Genomic DNA, 20,938 nt, shown 5'->3' with positions numbered 1-20,938 from the left:
TCAGCTCCCCACCATCGACAGGTCGCCGGCCAGGGCCTGGACCGGCGTGCACGGGCTCGCGAACACGATCGACTTCACCGCGCGCCCGGACACCGCGCGCGCGACCTCCTCGCCGACCTCGACGGCCTCCTCGACCGTCGCGAGGTCGCCGGTGACCGCCACCGCGACCAGGCCGCCGCCGAGCCGGACGGCCCCGCGGACCTCCACCTCGGTCGCCTTGACCATCGCGTCGACCGCGTCGAACACGGGCACGAAGCCCTCGGCCTCGATGAACCCCACTGCCCGTGCCATCAGCTCTCTCCCCACCAGACGACTGCTGCTCCCGTGCCCCACACCGGCCCGTAGGCCAGGACCTCGCCGGGCCGGTCCACCGCGCCGCTGCCGGCGAGGAACGCGAACGCCCGGAACTGGCTGTCGGCCTGCGCCGCCACCGCGAACTCCTCGCGCATCCCGAGCACGGCCTCGCGGTCGCCGGTGCGGATCGCGTCGAGGACCTTGCGGTTCCACCGGTCGTGCTCGGGCTCGACGCGGTCCTCGGACGGGCGGATCCAGCGCGGCGTGAGGCCGGACGACAGGCCGCTCACCGCGACGACGCCGAGCCGGCGCCCGAGCCCCGTCGCCGCCCGGACGCCGGCGGCGGCGACCGCGGCCATGGCCGAGGGGTCGGCGTAGAGGTTGCAGGAGACCTGGGCCCAGTGACCTCGGCCCTGCGGGTCCAGGAGGCGCGACGCGACGACGCTGCCCGTGTCCACCGGGAACCCGTCGTAGCGCGTCCGCCGGGCCTGCATGCCCGCGGCGTCGATCGCGTCGGCCCAGGCGTTGGCCAGCTCGACGTCCATCGCGAGGTCGTGGTCGAGGTGGCCGTAGTCGTAGGCGTACCAGTTCTCGTCGGTCCGCCGGCCGCGCAGGCGCTCGTCGCACTGCACCTGGTGGCCCAGCACGGTGAACCACTGCGTCGAGAGCAGCAGGACGGTGTCGACGCCCGCGGCGCGGAGGCGGTCGCCGACGGTGCGGGTGGCCGCGGCCAGCTCGGCCCAGCTCTCGGCGGGGTCGCCGGCCAGGAGGTGGGGCATGGCGGGGACGAGGGCGGCGGGCGAGGCCATCACGGCACCCACTCCACGACGGCGTTCCCGGTGGCGATCACCGTGCCGTAGGCGAGCACGTCGCCGGCGATCGCGGGCCAGCCCATGGCCGCCATCAGCCAGGTCAGGCTGCCGGCCTTGGTCTCCGACGAGGTGGCCGCGATGTGCTGCGGGATCGCGTCCTTCAGCCGTGACGTCGGCCCCTCGCGGACGGCGCGCAGCAGCTCCATGTCCCCCGCGTACTGGGCGTGGTCGAAGGGACGCTCGACGCCCATGTCCTCGGGGAGCTCCGGCTCGGTGTCCCAGTGGAGGTGACTCAAGGAGTTCGACGCCAGCAGGACCGCGCGGCGGCCCGTCCTCTCGATCGCCCGCCGCGTCGCCTCCCCCAGGGTCTCCATCTCGGCCAGCGAGGCGTCGGAGTAGTAGTACGGGTTGTTGTTGGCCGAGAGCGAGACCACCGGGAGGTCCCAGTCGGGGTTGGCGAGGTGCAGCGCGCCGATCGTCGCGTAGTCGACGCGCACCCCGTCCTCGCGCAGCCCGCTCGTGACCAGGCCGGCCTTCGCGCCCTCCTCGACGACGGCCTCGGCGAGCTCGACGTCGGTGCGGAAGTCGTAGTGGTAGCGGAAGAGGTGCGGGAAGATCGGCTCGACCGAGACGCCGCGGGGGTTCGGCACGCAGTTGACGTGGTGGCCGACCATCGTGATCCAGTGCGGGGCGTGCACCACGAGCACGTCGGGCCGGTGGGCGCGCAGCCGCTTGCGCAGCTCCTCGTAGCCCCAGCGCAGCACCTCCCAGCCGCCGGTGGAGCGCGGCTCGTTCTGCGGCGGGTTCTCGGCGTAGACGAGGTGCGGCGGGTGCGGTGCGAGGTAGCCGGCGACGATGCCCCCGCGCCCCCCGCCGTCTTGGGCGGGTGCGGCGGGGGCGGGCGCCGTCGCCGCGGTGCGCTCCGCGCGCCGTGACGCCGACCGGCCGCTGCCGGCCGTGACGTGGAACACCCGACCCATGCCGGCGCACGCTAGGGAGCGCCGCCGCCCGCCACCCAGGCCGCCGTCCCGCGGTGCTGGACACCGCGTTCCGGGGCCGAGGATGCTCCACCGGGTGACGGTGGCGGCGGTGAGCAAGTCGGCGCTGCTGCTGCGCGCGTTCGGGCCGGGCAGCGACGTGCTCTCCACCCGGGCGCTCGCCGACCGCACCGGCATCCCGCGCAGCACCGTCCACGTCCTGGCCACGACCCTCGCCGACGAGGGCCTGCTCGAGACGGTGCCCCGGCGGGGCTGGCGGCTCGGGCCGCTGCTGGTCGGCCTCGCGGGGCAGATCATCGAGCGCACCGGGCTCGTCGCGGCGGTCGAGGGCGGCCTCGGCGGCCTGTGCCGCGTCGCCGGGCAGGAGGTCCACGTCGGGCAGCTCGTCGGCGGCTGGACCGTCTACCTGCACCGGGAGACCGGGCCGCTGCGGACGCCGATGGACAACCGTGTCGGCCTGCGCGCGCCGGCCTGGCGCGGCGGCTGCGGCAAGGCGGCGCTCTCGCGGCTGTCGGCGGCGGAGACGGACGCGCGCATCGACCGGCTGTGCCGCGACGAGGACCTCGCCCCGCCCGACCGCGCGGCCCTGCACGCCGAGCTCGACGCCGCCCGGCGGGCGGGCTTCGTCGTCAGCTCCGCGTTCCAGGCCGGGCGCACCTCGGTCGCCGCGCCCGTGGTCGACGCGGACGGCCGGCCGGTCGGCGGGCTCTCGGTCGCGGGCCCGACGCCGCTGTTCTCCCGCGCGGTCCTCGCCCGGGCCGCGGAGGACGTCGTCACCGCCGCGGCGCGGGCCGGGCGGCAGCTGGTCTGACCGCCTGTCCCGAGGGGCGGAACGCTGCGGTTCCGCGGCGCCGGTGAGCGGTGTCACTCTGCGGGCATGAGTGCGCCTGCGAAGGTCCCGGCCGCGATCGTCGGCCCGGGCAACATCGGCACCGACCTGCTGGCCAAGCTCGCGCGCAGCGCGCGCATCGAGGTCATGGCGATGGTCGGCGTGGTCGAGTCCGACGGGCTCGAGCGGGCGCGGGCGATGGGCGTGCCCGCGTCGTCGGAGGGGATCGACTGGCTGCTGCGCCAGGACCCGCTCCCGAAGATCGTCTTCGAGGCGACGTCGGCGAAGGCGCACGTCGCGAACGCGCCGCGCTACGCCGACGCGGGGATCCGGGCCGTCGACCTGACGCCCGCGCACCTCGGGCCGATGGTGTGCCCGGCGGTGAACATGCCCGAGCACCTCGACGCCCCGAACATCAACATGATCACCTGCGGCGGGCAGGCCACGATCCCGATCGTCGCGGCGGTCTCGCGGGTCGCGCCGGTGAGCTACGCGGAGATCGTCGCCTCGACGGCGTCACGGTCGGCCGGGCCCGGCACCCGCGCGAACATCGACGAGTTCACGCAGACCACGGCCCGGGCGGTCGAGGAGGTCGGCGGCGCCGAGCGCGGCAAGGCGATCATCATCCTCAACCCGGTCGAGCCACCGATGATCATGCGCGACACGGTGTTCTGCTCGCTGCCGCCCGACGCGGACACCGACGCCGTCGCCGCCTCGGTCCACGACATGATCGGCCGTGTCCAGCAGTACGTCCCGGGCTACACGATGCGGGCCGAGCCGCAGTTCGACCCGCCCTCGGACAAGTGGGGTGGCAATGGGCGCGTGGCCGTGTTCCTCGAGGTCAAGGGCAACGGCGACTACCTGCCCGAGTACGCCGGCAACCTCGACATCATGACCGCCGCCGCGGCGCAGGTCGGCGAGCTGATCGCCACGGACATGGAGGTCCCGGCATGACGAGGCCCGAGATTCGCCACGACGTCCGCATCACCGACACCACGCTGCGCGACGGCTCCCACGCGCAGGCGCACCAGTTCACCTCCGAGCAGGTCCGGGACACCGTCCGGGCTCTCGACCGCGCCGGCGTCGAGGTCATCGAGGTCACCCACGGCGACGGGCTCGGCGGCTCCAGCTTCAACTACGGCTTCTCGCACACGGACGAGCTGGAGCTCATCGCCGCCGCCCGCGAGGAGGCGAAGCAGGCGAGGATCGCGGTGCTGCTCGTGCCCGGCATCGGCACGGTCGACGACCTGCGTCGTGCCCGCGACGCCGGGGCCGACGTCGTCCGGGTCGCCACCCACTGCACCGAGGCGGACGTCTCGCCCCAGCACTTCGGGGTGGCCCGCGACCTCGGCATGGAGACCGTCGGGTTCCTCATGATGGCCCACCGCACGCCGCCGGAGGACCTCGCGAAGCAGGCGCGGATCATGGTCGACGCGGGCTGCCAGTGCCCCTACGTCACCGACTCCGCCGGCGCGCTGCTGATGCACGACGCCCGGGCGCGGTTCGAGGCGCTGCTCGCCGAGGTGGGCGACGAGGCGTGGGTCGGCTACCACGGCCACCAGAACCTCTCGCTCGGCGTCGCCAACTCCGTGATCGCCGCCGAGGTCGGCGTCAAGGAGATCGACGGCTCGCTGTGCGCGCTCGGCGCGGGCTCCGGCAACTCCCCCACCGAGGTGCTCGCCGCGGTGTTCGACCGCATGGGCATCGAGACCGGCCTCGACGTCACCGCGCTGCTCGACGCGGCCGAGGACGTCGTGCGCCCGTACCTGCACCGCTGGCCGAAGATGGACCGCAACGCCATCACCCAGGGCTGGGCGGGCGTCTACTCGAGCTTCCTGCTGCACGCCGAGCACGCCGGCGAGCGCTACAAGGTCCCGGTGCCCGACATCCTGCGCCGGTGCGGCGAGCTGGGGCTGGTCGGCGGCCAGGAGGACATGATCATCGACGTGGCCCTGGAGCTCGCGCGTCAGCGGGAACAGGGCTGATGCCGATCCTCGAGGTCCACCTCGTCGAGGGCGACCACTCGCCCGCCGAGCACCAGCGCCTGCTCGAGCAGATGAGCCGGCGCTACGCCGAGGTGCTCGCGTCGCCGATCGAGCGCGTCCGCGCGTATCTGACGCTGCACGCGCGTGAGCACTGGGCGGTCGGCGGGGAGACGGGCGGTGCCCCCGCGCCGTACTTCACGGCGATCGTCCTCGAGGGCCGGCCGGTCGAGCAGCGCCACCGGCTGCTCGCGGACTTCACCGACATCGTCGTCGACGTCCTGGGCGCGGCCCGGGAGCGGGTGCGCGGGCGGATCATCCAGGTGCCGCCCGACGACTGGGCCATCGGCGGCGTGCCGGCGTCGGGGGCCCGGCGCGACGAGATCGCGGCGCGGGCGGCGGCGGCAAGGTCCCCGGCCGGGTAGGCGGCCGTGCACGTCAGCACGTCGGATCCGGACCGCGCCCGGGCGGAGTGCGCGGAGATCTACTTTCCGCACCGGCTGACGATGCTGCACGACCCGGCCGAGTTCTCGATGTCGCTCTCGGCCGTCGACCTCGGGCCGGTGGCCGCCGGGGTGCTGTCGTACGGCGGCGAGGTGGTGATCGACACCGGCGAGCTGGCCACCGGCTACGAGGTCAACATCGCCCTCGACGGGGTGCTGCGCACCCGCAGCGGGCGCGCCGACGTGTGCTCCACCGCGGCCACCGCGGCGGTCTACCGACCCGACGGCACCGCCCGCCTCCACGGGTGGGCCGAGGGCGGGCGCCTGTTCGGGCTCAAGATCGACCGCGGCGCCCTCGAGGACCAGCTGACGTCCCTGCTCGAGCGGCCGGTGCGCGGCGCGGTGGCGCTGGCCCCGACGATCGACCTCGGGTCCGACGACGGCCGGCGCTGGTGGTCGTTGGTGCGCAGCCTCGCGGACCTGGCCGCCGACCCGCGCGGGCTCGCCGCGGACCCGCGGGTGATGCGGCCGCTGGTCGAGGCCGTGGTCGCGGGCCTGCTCCACACCGTCGACCACCCGTACCGCGACGCCCTCGCCGCGCCCGCCGCCGCGGTGGGACCGCAGTCGGTGCGCCGTGCCGTGGCCGCCGTCGTCGAGCGGCCCGAACACCCGTGGACGGTCACCGCGCTCGCGGAGATCGCTGGGGTCAGCGCGCGCGGACTGCGCGACGGCATGGCCCGCCACCACGGCGTCTCCCCCATGGCAATGGTGCGCGACGTGCGCCTGCGCCGCGCCCGCGACGATCTCGCCGCGGGGCGGGGCGGGGTGGCCGAGGTCGCCATGCGCTGGGGCTTCACGCATCTCGGGCGCTTCGCCCGGTCCTACCGCGCGGCGTTCGGCGAACCGCCCTCGGGGACTGCCGGATCCGGCACGAGGCCTACCGCGCGCGGCTCGACCCGTGAGCCACGCCACACCTAGCGTCGAGCCGCCACCACCACCCGTCCCCGGGGAGGCACGACGCCGTGACCGCCACCGACGAGAGCAGCCCCGCGCTCGAGTTCAACCCGATGGTCAGCCCGCACCGGGAGGACCCGCACCTGTTCTACCGCGAGGCCCGCGCCCACTCCCCGATGATCAACCCGGTCCTCGGCGCCTACATGGTGACCCGGTACGACGACCTGGTCACGGTCATCGACGACCCGGCGACGTACTCGTCGGCGGTCGCGGTCCCGAAGATCTACTGGAACCCGCCCGAGGTCACGGAGGTCCTGCGGGCCGGCGGCGTCCCGGAGACCAACGCCGTGGTCAACGAGGACGAGCCCGCCCACCACCCGATCCGCCGCGTGTTCGACGCCGGCTTCACCGGGGCCCGGGTGCGGGCGATGTTGCCGACGATGCGCGCGACCGCGGAGTCGTTGATCGACGGGTTCGACGGGCACGGCGCGGATCTGGTCGGCGGCTACGCGGTCCCGTTCGTGCAGTCGGTGATCAATGCGATCATCGGCTTCCCGGCGGAGGACGGGGAGCGGATCCAGCAGTGGACCGACGACGTCAACATGCTCTGGAACCTCCTCGCGCCCCTCGACGACCGCATCGCCTCGGCCCGCCGCATGGCCGACTACACCCGCTACCTGCAGGAGCTCGTCGACGACCGGCGCGCGCACCGACGCGAGGACCTGATCTCCGACCTCGTGCACGGCGCCCACGGCTTCCCCGGCCTCGACGACGACTACGTCATCAACGTGGTGCGCGGCGCCGCCCGCGTCGCCGGCTTCGACACCACCCGGGACGCGATCACGGCGACGATGCTCGCGATCCTCCAGAACCCCGAGGTGCACTCCCGCGTGCTCGCCGACCCCGCGAAGGCGATCCCGAAGGTCACCGAGGAGGTCCTGCGTCGCGACGCGCCCCACCGCGGGCTGTTCCGGATCACGACGAAGGACACGAGCCTCGGCGGCACCGACCTGCCGGCCGGCACGATGGTGCTGCTGCTGTTCGGTTCGGGGAACCGCGACGAGACGACGTTCCCCGACCCCGACGTCGTCGACATCGACCGCACGAACGTCCGCGACCACCTCGCCTTCGGCCGGGGTCTGCACGTGTGCCCCGGCGCACCGATGGCGCGCGCCGAGATCCGCGTCGCGCTCGAGACGCTGGTGCGTCGTCTGCCCGGGATGTGCCTCGCCGACGGTTACGAGCCCACCTACATCGCGAGCTACTTCTTCCGCGGCCTGGAGACCCTCGACGTCGCGTGGTGACCCGTGCTTCATGCCTTGCGGAGAATATTCCTCTTGAGGCATGCTCGGGGGCGTGACCACCGACGCCGCGACGTGGACGGCCCTCGCCGACCCGCACCGCCGGGCGATGCTCGGGCTGCTGCGCGAGCGCCCCCGGGCGGTCGGCGAGCTCGTCGAGAGCCTCGACCTCAGCCAGCCCAGCACGTCCAAGCACCTGCGGGTGCTGCGCGAGGCGGGGCTGGTGCGCGCGAGGCCCGAGGCCCAGCGCCGGGTCTACGAGATCGACCCCGCGCCGCTCGCCGCCCTCGACGCCTGGCTCGCGCCCTACCGGCGGCTGTGGTCCGACAGCCTCGACGCCCTCGGCCGGCGCCTCGAGGACACCGATCCACGGAAGGACGCCCCGTGAGCCCCACCGGCAGCTACCTCGAGATCGACGGACGCCCCGCGCTGCGCTTCGTCCGCGAGTACGCCCACGCCGCGGACCGGGTGTTCGCGCTGCTCACCGACCCCTCGGAGCTCGTGCACTGGTTCCCCGCCCAGGTCACAGCGACGTCGTGGGACGTGGGCGCGGCGCTCGCGTTCACGTTCGGGACCGACGGGGACGGCGGCACGGGCGAGGTGCTGGCCCACGACCCGCCGCGGCGCGTCGCGTTCACCTGGGACGGCGAGGAGCTCCGCTTCGACGTCGAGACCCTGCGCGACGGCCGGACCCGTCTGACGTTCACCCACCTCATGCAGGAGCGCGACGGCGCCGCCCGCAACGCCGCCGGCTGGGACCTCTGCCTGGACGCCCTCGACGCCGCGGCCTCCGGCACGCCGACCAGTGCACCGGGCGGACGCACACCGGCGTGGGAAACGCTCTACGAGGGCTATGTCGCCGCCGGCGTGCCGTCCGGCGCCCCCATCCCGGGCTGACGGACGCGATCGGCGGTGCAGCGCCCCACGACACGGCGCCCGGCGTGTCGCCGGGTCGAGCCTGTGGCGATCCTGGCGTGGGACGCCAGGAAAGCCGCATCGCTCGCACACCCCGGGTGCAGCGTCCCGGGGGCGGGGCAGACTCGGCGCCCGTGAGCACCCCCGGCCTCGACGGTCTCGACGCACTCCGCCACGGCTCCGAGGTCTCCGATGTCGACCTCACCGGCGCCGACGCCGAGGAGGTCCGCGACGTCCTCGGGCGCGGCGGCCCCTGGACACTGCGCCGCTGCGTCCTCGACGAGCTCGACCTCTCCGGTGTCGATCTCACGGGCGCCGTCCTCGACCGCGTGCGGGCGCCCGGGGCCAGGTTCCGGGGTGCGGTGCTCGACAGTGTCCGGATCGAGGGCGGCTCGCTCGCCGGCGCGGATCTCGGCGACGCCGACCTCACCGACGCGGCCCTCACCGGCGTCGACCTCTCCCGCGCCCGCCTCGTCGGTGCCAGGCTCACCGACACGGCGTTCCGCGACTGCCGCATGATCGGCGCCGACCTCACCGGCATGCGCAGCCTCGCGGTGACCTTCACCGTCGACGGCTGCTCGCTCGCCCTCGCCCGGCTCGCCGACGCGGCGCTGCGCGGCTGGCGTCTCGAGCGCGTCGACCTCTCCGACGCCGACCTCTCCGGCGCCGACCTCCGCGACGCCGTGTTCACCGACTGCGCGCTACGCGGCACCGACCTCACCCACGCCCGCCTGGCCGGCGCCGACCTGCGCGGCGCCGACCTCGGGGAGATCACCCCCGAGACGCCGGCGGTGCTCCGCGGCGCGATCGTGTCGACCGGACAGGCCGCCGACGTCTGCCGCGCCCTCGGGCTCCAGGTGATCTGACGGTGCGGGCGCTGGTGGTGGTCGGCCTCGTGCTGGTCACGACCGCCGCCGTGCTGGTCGCCGTGCTCTGGCTGGGGCAGCGCCGGCTGATCTACCTCCCCGACGCCGGTCCGGTCCCGGCCGCCGCGACGGTCGTGGCGCGCGGCGAGGACGTCACGCTCGCCACGGCGGACGGCCTGCGCCTCGGCGCCTGGTTCGTCCCGGCGAGCGGCGCCCGCCGCGACGTCACGGTGCTGGTGGCGAACGGCAACGCCGGCGACCGGGCGGCCCGGGCCCCGCTGGCCGCGGCGCTGGCGGCGCAGGGCCTCGACGTCCTGCTGTTCGACTACCGCGGCTTCGGCGGGAACCCCGGACGGCCGAGCGAGGACGGGCTGGTCACCGACGCGCGGGCCGCCCGCGAGCACCTCGTCGGCGCGCGCGGCGTGGATCCCGGTCGCCTGCTCTACCTCGGCGAGAGCCTCGGGTCCGGCGTGGTCGCGCGGCTCGCGACCGAGGCCCCGGTCGCCGGGATGGTGCTGCGCTCGCCGTTCACCGAGCTGGCCGCGATCGCCGAGATCGCCTACCCGGTGCTGCCCGTGCGCGCGCTGCTCGCCGACCGCTTCCCGGTCGTCGACCTGGTGCACGGCACCGGCGTCCCGACGACCGTCGTGCTCGGCGAGGCCGACCGCACGATCCCCCCTGCGCAGAGCCGGGAGGTCGCCGCGGCGGCGGGCGCGCGTGTCGTCGCCGTCCCGCGGGCCGACCACAACGACGCCGTCCTCGCCCACGGGCCCGCGGTCGTCGGTGCGGTCGTCGACCTCGCCGGCACGCTCTCCTGACGCCCACCGCGAGAGATCAGGAGCGCGCCACGCACCGCGGACGGCCCGCGGAGGTGCGTACCGCGCCCCTGATCTCCGTCAGATGCCGAGGAGCCCTCAGATGCCGCGCCGCGCACCCATGTCCAGCGCCAGCGTCGACCCGGTGAGCGCCGCGGCCTCGGGGTCGAGCAGCGTCGCGACGGCCCACCCGACCTGTTCCGGGGTGACGAGCGCGCCCAGGGGCGACTCGGCCCGGCGCTCGGTGAGCACATCCTCCACGTCGACGCCACGCGCCGAGGCCTGCGACGCCGAGAGCCGGCGCAGGCGGTCGGTGTCCGCGGGCCCCGGGGCGACGAGGTGGGCGGTGATGCCGCGCGGGCCGTAGGCGTCGGCGAGCTGGCGCACGAGGTTGGCGAGCGCGGCGTTGGTGACGCCGGCGCCGGGGACGTGCGGGGAGGGCTCGGCGCCGTAATGGCCCCCGAGCGCCACGAGCCGCGACCCCTCCCCCAGCCACGGGTCGGCCGCGCGGACCAGGCGCAGCAGGCCGCCGACCTTCAGCGCCACGGCGGCGCCGAGGGCGGCGGGCTCGACGGCGTCCAGTCCGCCCAGCGCCGGGAGCCCGGCGGCCTGCACGACCATCCGCACCGGGGCACCCCACGACCCCAGCGCCGTGGCGATGACCGCAGAAGCATCGTCGGAGCCGATGTCCGCCGCGCACGGGACGACGCCCTCGTCGTCGGCGCCCAGGGACGCGACGGCGTCGGCGGAGCGCGCCACCGCGAGGACCGGGACCCCGCGCGAGCGCAGCCGCCGCACGATCGCGCCGCCCAGGGCGCCGGTGGCACCCACGACCACGGCCGACGGTTCGCTCACCCCGCCCACCGACCCACCTCCAGGAACACACCACGCACGGCGCGTGACCCTAGGGATCACCGCCGGACCGCCGCACGAGGCCGTTCGGCGGTTGGCAACGTTCGCGGGCGCGGAACGTGTTGCTTGCATCACAGACCCGGGGGCACGACCGTGATCGCGCGCTCATCGACGAGGAGGATCAGATGGCCAACGTGGTGCCGGTGGACGACTTCGCCACGGGCGAGTGGTACCCGGGGTACAAGCCGGAGCACTTCGAGATGCCCTGGATCGTCGACCCGGCGAGCCCGTTCAAGCCCGGGGACGAGCAGGGCTTCTGGTTCCTGGACTTCCACTGGTCGCGCGGGCTCACCCCGCTCGCGGCCACGCTGTGGAGCGGCGACGGCTACTGCTGGGGCACCCAGCACGCCGCCGAGTCGCTGCCGCTGCCGCCCGGGCGCGGCGTCACCGCGCGCTTCGCGGGCACCCACCTCTACGGCTGCGCCCTGCCCGAGACCGACCCCCGCGAGATCGGTGCGCGCGCCAACCGCATCGCGACGAACCTGCCGCACTTCCTGCAGAACTACCGCTCGATCTGGGAGGGCGGCCGCGACGAGCTCGAGTCGACCTGGTCGTACTTCCGCGGCGTCGACTTCGCCGGCACCCCGGACCTGAGCGACCTGCTCGGCCAGGGCCGCCGCTACCACAAGCGCGCCATGGAGATCCACTTCGGCGTCATGTACCCGATGCTCGCGAACTTCCTCGGCTTCTACGGCGCCTGCGCCGACATGGGGATCAACCCCAACGAGATCGGCAAGTTCCTCCAGGGCGAGGACACCAAGATCATGGAGACCGACCGGGAGCTCGACCGGCTCGCCGCCCGGGCCCGGCAACTGGGCATCGCCGACGTCTTCGACACCCACGAGCCCCACGAGCTGCGCGACGCCCTCGGTCGCCACGGCGGCGCGGCGTCGCAGTGGCTCACCGAGTTCGACGACTTCCTCCAGATCTACGGCTGGCGCGCCGAGGCGACCTGCGACGTCGGCGTGCCGAGCTGGATCGAGGACAACGCGATCGCCCTGGGCCTGGTGAAGACCTTCCTCAAGCGTCCCGAGGACCACGACTTCGAGGCCGCGGCGCGCAACGCGATGGCCGAGCGCGAGGAAGCGATCGACAACGCGCGCTCGGGCCTGACCAAGGAGGAGCAGGCCGTCTTCGACGCCGGCCTGGAGTCCAACCAGGCCGCGAACTTCCCCTGGTGGCAGGACGACCACAACTACTACATCGACCTCAAGGTCATGCTCCCGCTGCGGTGGGGCTGCCAGGAGCTGGCGCGCCGCGAGAACGCGGACAACAAGGACGACATGCTCTACCTGTTCTGGCCCGAGCTCATGGACGTCGCCTCCGGCCGCAAGCCCTACCAGGGCGAGCTCAAGAGCCTGGTGGCCGAGCGCCGCCAGTACTTCGACCACTGGCACGCGAAGCGCAGCGAGATGCCCAAGGTGCTCGGCACGATCCCCGAGGCCGTCGAGGACCCGATCCTCATCGAGATCTTCGGGCTCAACCCGCAGTCGATCAAGGCCGTGCAGAACCCGGACGCGAAGTCGCAGACCGTGCTGCAGGGCGTGGCGGCGGCCAAGGGCACCGCCCGGGGCACCGCCCGCGTGCTCCAGTCCTCCGACGAGCTGCACCGCCTCGAGCCCGGCTCGATCCTGGTCTGCGAGTCGACGTCACCGAACTGGACGCCGGCCTTCGGCAAGATCGCCGGCGCCGTGTGCGACGGCGGCGGCATGCTCTCCCACGCCGCGATCGTCGGCCGCGAGTACGGCGTCCCGACGGTGACCGCGACGGGCGTCGCGACCTTCTCCATCGGCGACGGCGACGAGATCGAGGTCGACGGCACGACCGGCACCGTCACCGTGCTCACCAAGGCCGCCGACCGGGCGCCCGCGAGCGAGGCGGCGGCGGGAGAGGGAGCGCAGCGGAGCTCGACCATCGGGTCCGTGGTCGGATGACCTCTGGGGACCCCACCACCACACCGGTCATCTGGGTCGACGAGACCGACCCGACGACCGCCATCGAGCTGGGCGGCTCGAAGATGGGCCGCCTCTCGGAGCTCCTGCGCTCCGGCGTGCAGGTGCCCGACGGCTTCGCCGTCACCACCGGGGCCTACCTGCGCCACTGCGCCGAGACGGGGCTCGACGCGAAGATCGACGCGATCATCTCGCGGCTCGGCGAACAGGCCCCCGAGGCCGAGGTCGCGGCGGCCTCGGAGGAGATCCGCGGGCTGTTCGTGGACACGCCGATGTCCGACGAGCTCACCACCACGCTCACCGACGCGTACGAGGAGCTGTGCCTGCGGGCGGTCGACGTCAACGTGCCGGTCGCGGTGCGCTCGTCGGCCACCGGCGAGGACGCGGCGGACGCGAGCTTCGCGGGCATCTTCGACACCTACCTCGGTGTCTCGGGCATCGAGCGCGTGCTCGACGCGGTCCGCAACTGCTGGGGCTCGCTGTTCACCGCCCGGGCGCTGGCCTACCGGCTGCGCAAGGGGATCAGCCACCACGCGATGCCGATCGCGGTCGGCGTCATCGAGCTGATCCACGCCCGCGCCTCGGGGGTCGCGTTCTCGGTCCACCCGGTCACCGGCAAGGCCGACCGCATCGTCATCGAGACCAGCTGGGGCTGGGGCGAGGCGATCGTGCAGGGGCTCGTCGACCCGGACCACGTGGAGGTCGGGAAGGCCGACGGCCGAGTCCTGCGGTACGACGTCGCGCACAAGCGGATCGTCTCGGCGTTCGACTTCGCGGTCGGCGCGGTCACCGAGATCGACATGCCGGCGAAGCTCGCCGACCGCCAGGTGCTCGACGACGAGCAGATCAGCGCCATCGCGTCGGCGGTGCGGGCGATCGAGGAGCACTACGGCCACCCGGTCGACGTGGAGTGGGTGATCGGACGGCACCGGCGCGCGGGCGACCCGGTCTGCATCGTGCAGACCCGCCCGGTGACGGTGACCGCCTCGGCGGAGGAGGCGTCGCCGGCCGCCTACGACCCGGTGGCCCTGGCGCAGAAGTACCTCTTCTCCGGCAAGCCGATCCCGGGACGGTGACGAGCGTCCCGGTCGTGCCGGTGCCCGCGTAGCGCCGGCACGGCCGGGGAATGCCGTCCGTCGGCGCATCGCGCGCAACCGGACGGAGGACCACCATCAGCTCGTCGATCTCGGACGCCCCCGCGGTGCGCGGACTGCGGGGACGGGCCGCGGCGATCGTCGTCGCCCTCGCCTTCCTCGTCACGATGCTCGGCGCAACGCTGCCGACGCCGCTCTACCCGATCTACGAGCGGGAGCAGGGCTTCGGCGGCGTGATGGTCACGCTGATCTTCGCGGCGTACGCGGTCGGCGTGACAGCGGCGTTGCTCCTGTTCGGCCGGCTCTCCGACCAGGTCGGGCGTCGCGCGGTGCTGCTGCCGGGGCTCGTGCTCGCGGCGGTCTCCAGCGCGGTCTTCCTCATCCCGGACGATCTCGGGACCCTGTTCGCCGGGCGGGTGCTCTCCGGCCTGTCCGCCGGCATCTTCACGGGCACGGCGACCGCGGCGATCGTCGACTTCGCCCCGGAGGGGCGCCAGAAGCCGTACAGCCTGCTCGCGGCCGCGGTGAACATGCTCGGACTGGGGCTCGGCCCGGTGGTCGCGGGCGCGCTCGCCCAGTTCGCGCCGGCGCCGCTGGCCCTGCCCTACCTCGTGCACATCGTGCTGGTGCTCGTCGTCGGCGCGGCCGTCTGGTGCGTGGTCGAGCCCGTCGAGACGCCCGCCGGCCCGGTCTCCTGGCGCCCGCAGAAGGTCTCGGTCCCCCCGGAGGTGCGCGGGGTGTTCGTCCGCGCGGCGATCGCCGGCTTCGCGGGCTTCGCCGTGCTCGGCCTCTTCACCGCGGTCTCCCCCGCCTTCCTCACCCAGGTCCTGCACGAGCAGGACCACCTGGTCAACGGCCTCGTGGTCTTCACGCTGCTCGGCGCGTCGACGCTCGGACAGATCGCGTCGTCCGGCCTCGGCGAGCGCCCGGCGCTCCTCACCGGCTGCGCCGCGCTGGTGGTCGGGATGGGCCTCGTCGGGACCGCGATCGGCACGGCGTCGCTGCCCGTGCTCGTCGCCGGGGCCGCCGTCGCCGGCGTCGGCCAGGGCATGAGCTTCCGGGCCGGGCTGGCCGCGGTGAGCGCCGGCAGCCCGGCCGCGCGGCGCAGCGAGGTGGCGTCGAGCTTCTTCCTCGTCCTCTACATCGGGATCTCGATCCCGGTGATCGGCGAGGGCGTCGCGTCCGCGGCGGTCGGGCTGGTGACCGCCGGGGTCGTCTTCGCCGGCATCGTCGCCCTGCTCGCGCTCGTCGCGTTCGTCAGCCTGCTCGTCCAGCGGGAGCCCCGCCCGGCGGCCTGAGCCTCACCAGCCGGTCAGGCGGCGCTCGATCACGCCCGCGGCCTCGACGACCTGCGCGACGTGCCGTCGCAGCGTGGTGCCCCCGGTGCGGGCGACGGGGGCGGCCACGCTCAGCGCCGCGATCGCCGCCCCGTGCTCGTCGTGCACCGCGGCGCCCACCGACACCACGCCCAGCCTGCTCTCCTCGCGGTTGTCGGCCCAGCCGCGCTCGACGATCTCCCGGAGGCGCCGGCGCAGGGTCGCCTCGTCGGCGATCGAGTGGGGTGTCGGGCGCTCGGGGGTCCAGGCGACGAGCCGCGCGTCGAGCTCGTCGGCGGGCAGCGCGGCGAGCAGCACCTTGCCCGTGCTCGTCGTCGTCGCGGGCAGCCGCGTCCCGACCCGCGAGAAGATCCGGACCGTGTGCGGGCTCTCGAGGCGCTCGACGTACACCGAGTGCATCCCGTCGAGCACCGCGAGCTGCACCGTCTCGCCGGTGACGTGGCGCAGCCCCGCCATCGCCGGCATCGCGGCCTCGTGCAGCCCGACGTGGGGCGCGACGCTCGCGCCGAGCTCGTGGACCGCGAGCCCCAGCCGGTAGGTCCCGGACGGCCCGCGCTCGAGGAGGCGCTCGTCGGCCAGCGTCGCGAGCATCCGGTGCACCGTGCTCGTGCCGAGCCCCAGCCGCCGGGCCAGCTCGGCGACCCCGAGCTCGCGGTCGGTGAACGAGAACTCCTTGAGCAGCCGCGCGGCGTTGCGCACCGAGCCCAGCTCCCAGCTCGGACGTCCCGCCATGCGGGACAGACTAGGGCTCCGGGATCGGCGGCGCCGGGATCTCGAACGCGTTGAGCAGCGCCGACGTCGCGAGGTACATGCCGACGAGGTGGACCAGGTCCAGGACGCCGTCGCGCCCGAAGGCCTCGATCGCGGCGTCGTACGTCGGCCGGGCGACGCGGTGGGTGCGCACGAGCTCGTCGGTGAACCGGTGAGCGGCGAGCTCGTCGTCCGCGAAGCCGTCGGCCTCGTTCCGGCGCAGCCCGTCGATGACGGCCTCGGACAGGCCCACCGCCCGGGCGACGGCGACGTGGGCGTAGATCTCGTAGTCAGCCTGCCACGCCACGCCGACGGTGAGGATGACGACCTCGCGGATCGGCGCGGACAGCGACGATCCCCGCTGGTCGGCGACGACCCAGCGGTTGAACGCCCGCGCCGGCTCAGGTCGCAGGACGAACGGGTTGAAGGGGCCGATCATCCCGCCGTGGTCGTCGATCGGCGCGAAGCCGGAGCGCTCCGCCCACGCCCCGGCGTTCTCGAGGAGCTTCTCGCGGGCCGCGCGCTGGTCGTCGTCGAGCTCGAGCGTCTCGTTGCGCGGGAGCCGGCCGCCCCACTCGCGGTCGTCGGCGCCGGGGTGCACGGAGATCGTCATGGAGCGGACGCTAGTTGGTCCCCGCGACGAGCCGCGAGCGCGCGCGGGACCGCCAACGAGAGGCCCGCGGCGACGACGCAGAGCGCCCCCGCGCTCCACCAGGCGCCGTCGTAGGAGCCGGACAGGTCGCGGATCAGGCCGGCCCCGACCGCCGCGATCGCCGAACCGACCTGGTGCGCGGCGAACACCCAGCCGAAGACGATCGGGGCGCGGGCCCCGAAGCGCTCGCGGCAGAGCGCGACCGTCGGCGGGACCGTGGCCACCCAGTCCAGGCCGTAGAACACGATGAACGCCCAGAGCGGCGGCGCGGCGGTCGGGGCGAGCAGGAACGGCAGCACCAGCAGCGACGCGCCGCGCAGCACGTAGTAGACGGCGAGCAGCCTGCGCGGGTCGACGCGGTCGGTGAACCAGCCCGACGCGATCGTGCCGATCACGTCGAAGACTCCGACCACCGCCAGCAGCCCGGCCGCCGTCGTCGCGGGCATGCCGTGCTCGTGGGCCGCCGGGACGAAGTGGGTGTTGAGGAGCCCGACCGTCGTCGCGCCGCAGATCGCGAACCCGCCCGCGAGCAGCCAGAACGTGCCGGTGCGGGCGGCGTCGCGCAGCACGGTGAGGCTGCGTCGGGCGGCGCCCCCGGTGACGACCTCCTCCGGCTGGACGTCCTCGGGATCGGCGCCGTGCGCGACCGTCCCCACGTCGGACGGCCGGTCGCGCAGCACGAAGACCACCAGCGGCACGACGACCAGCGCGCCGCCGGCGACCACGAGCGAGGCCACGCGCCAGCCCACCGACCCCGCGAGCGAGGCCATGAGCGGGAGGAACACGAGCCCGCCGGCGGCCTGCGCAGCGGTCAGCACGCCCGACACCAGCCCGCGGCGCGCCACGAACCAGCGCCCGGTGACGGTGGCGACGAACGCCAGCGCCATCGACCCGGTGCCGACCCCCACGAGCACGCCCCACAGCAGGACCAGCTGCCAGGCCGAGGTCATGAACACCGTCAGCCCGCTGCCCGCGGCGACCAGCAGCAGCGCGATGCTCACGACGCGCCGCATCCCGAACCGCTCCATGAGCGCGGCGGCGAAGGGCGACACGACGCCGTAGAGCAGCAGGTTCAGCGACACCGCCGACGAGATCGTCGCGGTCGACCAGCCGAACTCCGTGTGGAGCGGGTCGACGAACACCCCGGGCGCCGACCGGAAGCCCGAGGCGCCCAGGAGCGTCACGAACGCCGTGGCGGCGACGGCCCAGGGCCAGGCGGAAGGGCGGGCTCTCGGCGGTGCGTCCGCGGAGGCGTCGGGGCGCGTCTCGGTCACGAGGGGTCAGCCTGCGCGATCTCCGGTCGACGAACCAGTGGCCCGAACGCCAAGACGTGCAAGAATCCGGCCATGACCGAGCACGAAGGTCCCGCTCCGGCCGGCTCCGCGTCCCGCCGTCACGTCGTCGCCGTCCTGGCCCTGCCGGAGGTCGTCGGTTTCGACCTGCAGATCCCGCCGCAGGTCTTCGGCACCGCGGAGGGCCCCGACGGCCCGCTCTACGACGTGCGGGTGTGCGGGCTCGCCGACCGGGTGGCGACGACGGCGGGCTTCTCGCTCCTGCTCGAGCACGGGCCGGAAGCGCTCGCCGCGGCGGACACGGTGATCGTGCCCGGCACGCACTTCGTCCCGGCCCGCCGCGACGGGGTGCTCCCGGCCGAGGTCCACGAGGCCCTCGGGGCCGTGCCGGCGCACGCCCGCTGGATGTCGATCTGCACCGGCGCCTTCGTGCTCGCCGCCGCCGGCCGCCTCGCCGGGCACCGGGTGGCGACGCACTGGGCACGCGCGGTCGAGCTCCGCGCCCTGCACCCCGACCTCGAGGTCGACGAATCGGTCCTCTTCGTCGACGACGGCGACGTCGCCACCTCCGCGGGCCTGGCCGCCGGCCTGGATCTCTGCCTGCACGTCCTGCGCCGCGACCACGGCGCCGAGGTCGCCAACGCCGTCGCGCGCCACCTCGTCGTCGCGCCCTGGCGCGACGGCGGGCAGGCCCAGTTCATCGACCGCCCGCTGCCGGAGGAGGGCGCCGGCGACACCGGGGCGGTACGGGCGTGGGCCGTCGAGCACCTCGACGCCGACCTCGACGTCGCCGCCCTCGCGGCGCGCGCGGCGATGAGCGTCCGCACCTTCACCCGGCGCTTCCGGGCGGAGACCGGCACGTCGCCGCACGCGTGGCTCGTCGCCCAGCGCGTCGCGCGGGCGCGGCGCCTGCTCGAGGGCAGCGACCTGCCCGTCGACCGGGTCGCCGCGGCCGCGGGGCTCGGCACCGCGGCGTCGCTGCGGGCGCACCTCGCCGACGAGGTCGGGCTGTCCCCGCTCGCCTACCGGCGGCGGTTCCGCGGCGGGCATCCCGCGGAGAGGGACACGGCTCTTCTCTCCGGTCCCGCGGCTCCCTAGCGTCGAGGTCACCGCCACCGACCCGGGAGGGCCGCCACCGTGCTGACCGCCGAGCAGAACGAGGAACTCACCGCCGTCGAGGCCGGCACGCCGATGGGCGAGGTCCTGCGCCGCTACTGGTACCCGGTCGCGTTCACCCGCGAGCTCGAGGAGTTCCCGGTCAAGCGCGTCGAGCTGCTCGGTGAGTTCTTCGCTCTCTGGCGCACGCCGTCCGGGAAGCTCGGGATCATCCCCGAGCCCTGCCCGCACCGGAAGGCGTCGATGGCCTACGGCGTGGTCGAGGGCGACGGCCTGCGCTGCCCGTACCACGGCTGGAAGTTCGACACCGACGGCGCGTGCACCGACCAGCCCGCGGAGAAGGAGAACACCAACTTCCAGGAGCGCGTGCGCGCCACCGCCGGCACGGTCGAGGAGCTCGGGGGGCTGATCTGGGCCTACGTCGGGCCGGACCCGGCGCCGCTGCTGCCCCGCTTCGACGTCTACGTGATGGACGGCTACCGCGACATCGGCTGGGCCGACCTGCCGTGCAACTACGTGCAGATCATGGAGAACGCGGTCGACCCGCACCACGTCGAGCACCTGCACGGCCGCTACTTCGAGTTCATCGGGCGCCACGAGGGCTTCGAGGCCCCGGCGTCGTTCGGCAAGAAGCACCAGCGCATCGGCTTCGACGCCTTCGAGTGGGGGATCATCAAGCGCCGCGTGCTCGCCGGGGCGAGCGAGGACAACGACGACTGGAAGGTCGGGCACCCGCTGGTCTTCCCCTACAACATGCGCGTCGGCGGCGGCGGCATCCACCAGATGCAGATCCGCGTGCCGATCAACCGCACGACGACGCGGTTCATGCTGTACACGGTGCACGCCCCGGAGGGCTACGAGCCGGTGGCGCAGGAGCGGGTCCCGGACTACGAGATCCCCGTGTTCGACGACCGCGGGAACCACGTCGTCAACTACGTCGAGGGCCAGGACATCATGGCCTGGGTGACGCAGGGCCCGATCACCGACCGCACCACCGAGCACCTCGGCCGTTCGGACATCGGGGTCTCGCTGCTGCGCAAGATGTTCCGCCAGTCCATGCAGGCCGTCGCGAAGGGCGAGGACCCGCTGGGGGTCATCCGCGAGCCCCACGAGCGCATCGACCTGCCCTGCGAGAAGGACAAGTTCCACGCCGGCGGCGCCGAGTTCGCGATCGACTTCTGCAACATGGGCTCCACGCGCTACTCCCCCGACCTCGAGGCGATCAAGACGGTGCACCTCGACGCCGCCGCGCGCGTCGAGGCGGACAAGGAGGCGGGGCGGCCGTCGTTCACCCCGGAGGGCGGCATCGGCACCGCCACCCTCGCCCCCGACACCTCGGCCCAGGTGGACTCGGGGCTGATCCCGCGGTGAGGATGTCCCCCGTGACGGCTCCCGACGGCTCACCCGGCGCGAAGATCGACCGCCGGTTCGCCGCCGACGTCGAGGCGCACCGCCGGGACGCCCCACGCTTCTGCCCGGCGTGCGCCCGCGATCTCGGCCTCGCCAACGAGTTCTGGGAGGGCGACGCCCGGCGGTTCTACTGCTGGTGCTCGACGTGCGACTGGACCGGCGAGGTCACCACCACCGGCGGCACGGCCGTGGGGCACGAGCCGGAGCACTAGGA

General features: G+C 74.3%; 23 protein-coding genes. 16 read left to right on the top strand and 7 right to left on the bottom strand.

Annotation, left to right across the window (positions count from 1 at the left end):
- Genes ACR9E3_RS26885 through ACR9E3_RS26875 form a run of 3 tightly spaced genes read right to left on the bottom strand, consistent with a single transcriptional unit; the run spans nt 1 to nt 2,086 of the window.
- A complete protein-coding gene (locus ACR9E3_RS26885; protein ID WP_285648385.1) occupies nt 1–291 on the bottom strand; it encodes a BMC domain-containing protein in 291 nt (96 codons plus the stop codon).
- Nucleotides 291–1,103: a class III extradiol ring-cleavage dioxygenase family protein gene (locus tag ACR9E3_RS26880; RefSeq protein WP_460383840.1), complete on the bottom strand. Its 813-nt coding sequence runs from the start codon at nt 1,101–1,103 to the stop codon at nt 291–293. Before ACR9E3_RS26880 ends, ACR9E3_RS26885 begins: the two co-directional genes overlap by 1 nt.
- Nucleotides 1,103–2,086 carry a DODA-type extradiol aromatic ring-opening family dioxygenase gene (locus tag ACR9E3_RS26875; protein WP_460383839.1) on the bottom strand — a complete coding sequence of 328 codons (984 nt, stop codon included), beginning with the start codon at nt 2,084–2,086 and terminating at the stop codon, nt 1,103–1,105. Before ACR9E3_RS26875 ends, ACR9E3_RS26880 begins: the two co-directional genes overlap by 1 nt.
- Before the next feature lie 109 nt (nt 2,087–2,195).
- On the opposite strand from ACR9E3_RS26875, the gene ACR9E3_RS26870 reads away from it, so the two are divergent.
- From ACR9E3_RS26870 to ACR9E3_RS26825, 10 genes are all read left to right on the top strand, one after another.
- Nucleotides 2,196–2,915 (top strand): IclR family transcriptional regulator, encoded by a 720-nt coding sequence (locus tag ACR9E3_RS26870; RefSeq protein ID WP_460383838.1) that lies wholly within the window; start codon nt 2,196–2,198, stop codon nt 2,913–2,915.
- Between the two features lie 66 nt (nt 2,916–2,981).
- Nucleotides 2,982–3,887, top strand: coding sequence for an acetaldehyde dehydrogenase (acetylating) (locus ACR9E3_RS26865; RefSeq protein ID WP_460383837.1), 906 nt, complete (start codon nt 2,982–2,984; stop codon nt 3,885–3,887).
- Nucleotides 3,884–4,918, top strand: a complete 1,035-nt coding sequence (gene dmpG / locus ACR9E3_RS26860; protein ID WP_460383835.1) for a 4-hydroxy-2-oxovalerate aldolase — start codon at nt 3,884–3,886, stop codon at nt 4,916–4,918. The genes ACR9E3_RS26865 and dmpG overlap by 4 nt, the downstream gene beginning before the upstream one ends.
- A complete protein-coding gene (locus ACR9E3_RS26855; protein ID WP_460383834.1) occupies nt 4,918–5,340 on the top strand; it encodes a tautomerase family protein in 423 nt (140 codons plus the stop codon). Before dmpG ends, ACR9E3_RS26855 begins: the two co-directional genes overlap by 1 nt.
- 6 nt (nt 5,341–5,346) lie before the next feature.
- On the top strand, nt 5,347–6,336 hold the full coding sequence (locus ACR9E3_RS26850; protein ID WP_460383833.1) for an AraC family transcriptional regulator: 990 nt from the start codon (nt 5,347–5,349) through the stop codon (nt 6,334–6,336).
- Nucleotides 6,337–6,380: 44 nt separating this feature from the next.
- The gene (locus tag ACR9E3_RS26845) at nt 6,381–7,616 is read left to right on the top strand and encodes a cytochrome P450 (protein ID WP_460383832.1); all 1,236 of its coding nucleotides are present in this window, start codon (nt 6,381–6,383) and stop codon (nt 7,614–7,616) included.
- A 52-nt stretch (nt 7,617–7,668) separates the two neighbouring features.
- The gene (locus tag ACR9E3_RS26840) at nt 7,669–8,001 is read left to right on the top strand and encodes an ArsR/SmtB family transcription factor (RefSeq protein ID WP_460383831.1); all 333 of its coding nucleotides are present in this window, start codon (nt 7,669–7,671) and stop codon (nt 7,999–8,001) included.
- Nucleotides 7,998–8,510 (top strand): SRPBCC domain-containing protein, encoded by a 513-nt coding sequence (locus ACR9E3_RS26835; RefSeq protein WP_460383829.1) that lies wholly within the window; start codon nt 7,998–8,000, stop codon nt 8,508–8,510. The genes ACR9E3_RS26840 and ACR9E3_RS26835 overlap by 4 nt, the downstream gene beginning before the upstream one ends.
- Before the next feature lie 152 nt (nt 8,511–8,662).
- Nucleotides 8,663–9,394 (top strand): pentapeptide repeat-containing protein, encoded by a 732-nt coding sequence (locus tag ACR9E3_RS26830; protein ID WP_460383828.1) that lies wholly within the window; start codon nt 8,663–8,665, stop codon nt 9,392–9,394.
- Between the two features lie 2 nt (nt 9,395–9,396).
- Nucleotides 9,397–10,212: an alpha/beta hydrolase gene (locus tag ACR9E3_RS26825; protein ID WP_460383827.1), complete on the top strand. Its 816-nt coding sequence runs from the start codon at nt 9,397–9,399 to the stop codon at nt 10,210–10,212.
- A 96-nt stretch (nt 10,213–10,308) separates the two neighbouring features.
- Here the strand turns inward: ACR9E3_RS26825 and ACR9E3_RS26820 are convergent, their stop codons facing one another.
- Nucleotides 10,309–11,064, bottom strand: a complete 756-nt coding sequence (locus ACR9E3_RS26820) for an SDR family oxidoreductase (RefSeq protein WP_460383825.1) — start codon at nt 11,062–11,064, stop codon at nt 10,309–10,311.
- 182 nt (nt 11,065–11,246) lie between these two features.
- Between ACR9E3_RS26820 and ACR9E3_RS26815 the strand changes: the two genes are divergently transcribed.
- The 3 genes from ACR9E3_RS26815 (at nt 11,247) to ACR9E3_RS26805 (ending at nt 15,465) form a co-directional block, all read left to right on the top strand.
- On the top strand, nt 11,247–13,055 hold the full coding sequence (locus tag ACR9E3_RS26815) for a PEP-utilizing enzyme (protein WP_460383823.1): 1,809 nt from the start codon (nt 11,247–11,249) through the stop codon (nt 13,053–13,055).
- On the top strand, nt 13,052–14,149 hold the full coding sequence (locus tag ACR9E3_RS26810; RefSeq protein WP_460383822.1) for a PEP/pyruvate-binding domain-containing protein: 1,098 nt from the start codon (nt 13,052–13,054) through the stop codon (nt 14,147–14,149). Before ACR9E3_RS26815 ends, ACR9E3_RS26810 begins: the two co-directional genes overlap by 4 nt.
- 125 nt (nt 14,150–14,274) lie before the next feature.
- A complete protein-coding gene (locus tag ACR9E3_RS26805; RefSeq protein WP_460383821.1) occupies nt 14,275–15,465 on the top strand; it encodes an MFS transporter in 1,191 nt (396 codons plus the stop codon).
- A 3-nt stretch (nt 15,466–15,468) separates the two neighbouring features.
- Here ACR9E3_RS26805 and ACR9E3_RS26800 read toward each other — a convergent pair whose 3' ends face one another.
- The 3 genes from ACR9E3_RS26800 to ACR9E3_RS26790 are packed head-to-tail and all read right to left on the bottom strand — an operon-like array spanning nt 15,469 to nt 18,180.
- Entirely contained in the window at nt 15,469–16,236 is a 768-nt protein-coding gene (locus tag ACR9E3_RS26800; RefSeq protein WP_460383820.1) for an IclR family transcriptional regulator, read from the bottom strand.
- Nucleotides 16,237–16,246: 10 nt separating this feature from the next.
- Nucleotides 16,247–16,867, bottom strand: coding sequence for a carboxymuconolactone decarboxylase family protein (locus ACR9E3_RS26795; protein ID WP_460383819.1), 621 nt, complete (start codon nt 16,865–16,867; stop codon nt 16,247–16,249).
- Nucleotides 16,864–18,180 carry an MFS transporter gene (locus ACR9E3_RS26790; RefSeq protein ID WP_460383818.1) on the bottom strand — a complete coding sequence of 439 codons (1,317 nt, stop codon included), beginning with the start codon at nt 18,178–18,180 and terminating at the stop codon, nt 16,864–16,866. The genes ACR9E3_RS26795 and ACR9E3_RS26790 overlap by 4 nt, the downstream gene beginning before the upstream one ends.
- A 72-nt stretch (nt 18,181–18,252) precedes the next feature.
- On the opposite strand from ACR9E3_RS26790, the gene ACR9E3_RS26785 reads away from it, so the two are divergent.
- From ACR9E3_RS26785 to ACR9E3_RS26775, 3 genes are read left to right on the top strand one after another with little or no spacing between them, the layout of a single operon-like run.
- Nucleotides 18,253–19,296, top strand: a complete 1,044-nt coding sequence (locus ACR9E3_RS26785; protein ID WP_460383817.1) for a GlxA family transcriptional regulator — start codon at nt 18,253–18,255, stop codon at nt 19,294–19,296.
- Between the two features lie 39 nt (nt 19,297–19,335).
- A complete protein-coding gene (locus ACR9E3_RS26780) occupies nt 19,336–20,685 on the top strand; it encodes a Rieske 2Fe-2S domain-containing protein (protein WP_460383816.1) in 1,350 nt (449 codons plus the stop codon).
- 11 nt (nt 20,686–20,696) lie between these two features.
- Nucleotides 20,697–20,936: a hypothetical protein gene (locus tag ACR9E3_RS26775; protein WP_460383814.1), complete on the top strand. Its 240-nt coding sequence runs from the start codon at nt 20,697–20,699 to the stop codon at nt 20,934–20,936.
- Nucleotides 20,937–20,938 lie beyond the last annotated feature (2 nt).

The sequence above is a fragment of the Actinomycetospora sp. C-140 genome (genome assembly GCF_054796175.1).
Note: the sequence above shows the minus strand (reverse complement) of the source record. Positions and strands in the feature narration are given on the sequence as shown.